Below are 2,976 nucleotides of genomic sequence, written 5' to 3' on the forward strand. Positions count from 1 at the left end.
GTAGCGCAGGAAATCCGCCGCCTCGCGCAGCTCGGCCACCGCGTCGCCCACCATCTTGCCCGCCTCGCGGGCGCAGAGCGCGAAAAGCTCGCCGTAGTGTTCTTCGTAAAGGTCCGCGACCCCGCGCAGCACCTCGGCCCGCTCGGCGGCCGGCGCGTCCCAGACCCGTGCGGCGTCCAGCGCCGTATCGATGTCCGCGCGGCTCGCCCATGCGACGCGACCGACAAGCTCTGCATGGTCGGCCGGGTTGCGCATCTCCTGCGCGGGCTCGGGCCGCGCCTCGACGGCGAGCAGAGGCCCCGCCTCCCAGACATGCGCGCGCCACGGGCCACGCGCCCGGTCCATCGCCGCGAGCGTCGGCGGATGCGCGAGGTCGAAGCCCATCGAGTTCGCGCGCTCGGGCAGGAAAATCTCCGGCCCCGTGGGGATGTGCGGGCGCGCCTCCGCCAGCGCGTCGAAGGGATCCTTCGCCACCTCTTCGGGCGTCACCTCCTCGTCCACGATCTGGTTGACGAAGCTTGAGTTGGCGCCGTTCTCCAGGAGCCGCCGCACAAGGTAGGCCAGCAGATCGCGGTGCGCGCCGACAGGCGCGTAGATGCGGCAGCGCGTGCCCTCGCGCGATCGCACCAACTCGTGCAGCGTCTCGCCCATGCCGTGCAGGCGCTGGAACTCGAAGGCGTCGCGGTCGGTGCCGATGTCGAGGATCGCCGCGACCGTATGCGCGTTATGCGTGGCGAACTGCGGATAGAGCCGGTCGGTCATCCCCAGCAGCTTCCGCGCGCAGGCAAGGTAGGAGACATCCGTCGCGGGCTTCGCCGTGAAGAGGGGGAAACCTTCGAGCCCCTCGACCTGCGCGCGCTTGATCTCGGTGTCCCAGTAGGCGCCTTTCACCAGCCGCACCATGAACCGCCGGTCCAGCCGCTCGGCCAGATCGTGCAGCCAGTCGATCACCGGGCCGGCCCGCTGGCCGTAGGCCTGCACCACCACGCCGAAGCCGTCCCAACCGGCGAGCGCGTCATCCGACAGAACCCGCTCCATCACGTCGAGCGAGAGCGACAGGCGGTCCGCCTCCTCGGCGTCGACGTTGAGGCCGATGCCGGCGGCCTTCGCACGGTGCGCCAGCGACAGGAGGCGCGGCGCCACCTCCGCCATCACGCGGGCGCGCTGCGCCTCCTCGTAACGCGGCGAGAGGGCGGAGAGCTTGACCGAGATGCCGGGGTTGTCGCGGATGTCGGCAGAGGTGGCCGCGGTGCCGATCGCGTCGATGGCCTGCGCGTAGGCGTCGAAGTAGCGCCGCGCGTCGGTGTCGGTGCGCGCGGCCTCGCCCAGCATGTCGTAGGAATAGCTGTAGCCCTTCGCCTCCTGCGCGCTCGCGCGTTTCATCGCGCTCTCGATGCTCTCGCCAAGGACGAACTGCCGCCCCATCTCGCGCATGGCGCGGCCCACGGCGGTGCGGATCACCGGCTCGCCCAGCCGCTTGACCGCGCCGCGCAGGGCGGCCACCGGCCCCGGTGCCCGGTCCTCGCGCAGCACGCGCCCCGTCAGCATCAGCCCCCAGGTGGAGGCGTTGACCAGCGGCGAGGTCGAGTGCCCCATGTGACGGCCCCAGTCCGAGGGCGCGATCTTGTCCTCGATGAGCGCGTCGATCGTCTCGGCGTCCGGCACGCGCAGCAGCGCCTCGGCCAGGCACATCAGCGCGATGCCCTCGTCCGTCGAGAGGCCGTATTCGGCGAGAAAGACCTCCATCAGGCCCGGCCGCGTCGTGCCGCGGATGTCGCGGACGAGCGCGGCCGCGGCGGCCGAGATGCGCGCGCGGTCTTCCGTGGAAAGCGCGGCCTCCCGCACGAGACGCTCCAGCACCTCTCCCTCGTCGGCATAGGTGGCCGCATCGACGGCGGCGCGCAGGTCACGGGTGTCACGGGGCATGGGGCACCTCCCTTGATACATGGAAAGTGTATCATCGTGACAGCAGGCGATTTGCCCGTTAAGCTGTCCGCGACAGGCCAATGGGACGGAAATGGGGGCCACATGCAGGACGATGGACCGGCGCGCGGTGTGGCCGACCTCGACCGCTTCGACCGGGCGATGCTGGACGAACTCGCCCGCGACGGGCGGGTGAGCGTCACCGAACTCGCCCGCCGCGTCGGGCTGTCGAAGTCGCCGGTGCAGGCGCGGCTCCGCCGACTGGAGGAGGCCGGCGTGATCCGCGGCTACCGCGCGATCCTCGATCCGATCCGTCTGGGCCGCGAGCACGTCGCCTTCGTCGAGGTGAAGCTCGCCGACACGCGCGAGGCCGCGCTTTCGGCCTTCAACGCCGCCGTGGCCGCGATCCCCGAGATCGAGGAGGCGCATCTGATCGCCGGCAGCTTCGACTACCTGCTGAAGGTGCGCACGCCCGACATGCGCGCCTATCGCGCCGTGCTGGCCGAGCGCATCTCGACCCTGCCCCATGTCGCGCACACCTCGACCTACGTCGCCATGCAGGCGGTCAAGGAGAGCGGGCCGGTGGATGCCGGCGGACAGGAGGCTTGATCGGCGCGGGGGCTGCAGCGATGCTGGGATCATGCGCCTGATCCTGCCGCTGATCCTCGCCGCCGGCCCGGCCTTCGCCGCCTGCCCGCCGCCGCCCGATCATTCCGAAGCGCTGTCGAAGCTCTACGCGCGGATGCAGGCCGCCCCCGATCCGGCCACCGCGCAGCCGCTCAACGACCGCGCCTGGGAGCTTTACACCGACGCGCCGGACGAAGCCGCGCAGGCGGTGCTGTCGCGCGGCATGCGGATGCGCGAGAGCTGGGACCTGCTCGGCGCGCGTCAGGCCTTCGACCGGCTGATCGACTATTGCCCCGACTGGGCCGAGGGCTGGAACCAGCGGGCCTTCGTCCACTACCTGAACCAGAACTTCGCCGCCGCCCTCGCCGACCTCGACGCCGCGCTGGCCCGGTCCCCCCGCCACCTCGGCGCGCTCTCCGGCAAGGC

3 protein-coding genes are annotated in these 2,976 nt (G+C 71.5%); 2 read left to right on the forward strand and 1 reads right to left on the reverse strand.

Annotated elements, in window-relative coordinates:
- The coding region (gene putA, locus ACESL7_RS14885) for a bifunctional proline dehydrogenase/L-glutamate gamma-semialdehyde dehydrogenase PutA (RefSeq protein WP_372894079.1) at positions 1–1,926 on the reverse strand (1,926 nt) is incomplete at its 3' end.
- A 102-nt stretch (positions 1,927–2,028) separates the two neighbouring features.
- On the opposite strand from putA, the gene ACESL7_RS14890 reads away from it, so the two are divergent.
- Together ACESL7_RS14890 and ACESL7_RS14895 are read left to right on the forward strand one after the other, a co-directional pair.
- The gene (locus ACESL7_RS14890) at positions 2,029–2,532 is read left to right on the forward strand and encodes an Lrp/AsnC family transcriptional regulator (protein WP_372894080.1); all 504 of its coding nucleotides are present in this window, start codon (positions 2,029–2,031) and stop codon (positions 2,530–2,532) included.
- A gap of 31 nt (positions 2,533–2,563) precedes the next feature.
- Positions 2,564–2,976: tetratricopeptide repeat protein (locus ACESL7_RS14895; RefSeq protein WP_372894081.1), on the forward strand; the 413-nt coding region annotated here is incomplete at its 3' end.

Origin of the sequence: Rhodosalinus sp. (assembly GCF_041685465.1) — a bacterium.
Taxonomy (GTDB): Bacteria; Pseudomonadota; Alphaproteobacteria; order Rhodobacterales; family Rhodobacteraceae; genus Rhodosalinus.

Coding starts and splice junctions, on each gene's coding strand:
- ACESL7_RS14890 (WP_372894080.1), top strand. CDS start 2,029: ATGCAGGACGATGGACCGGCGCGCGGTGTGGCCGACCTCGACCGCTTC.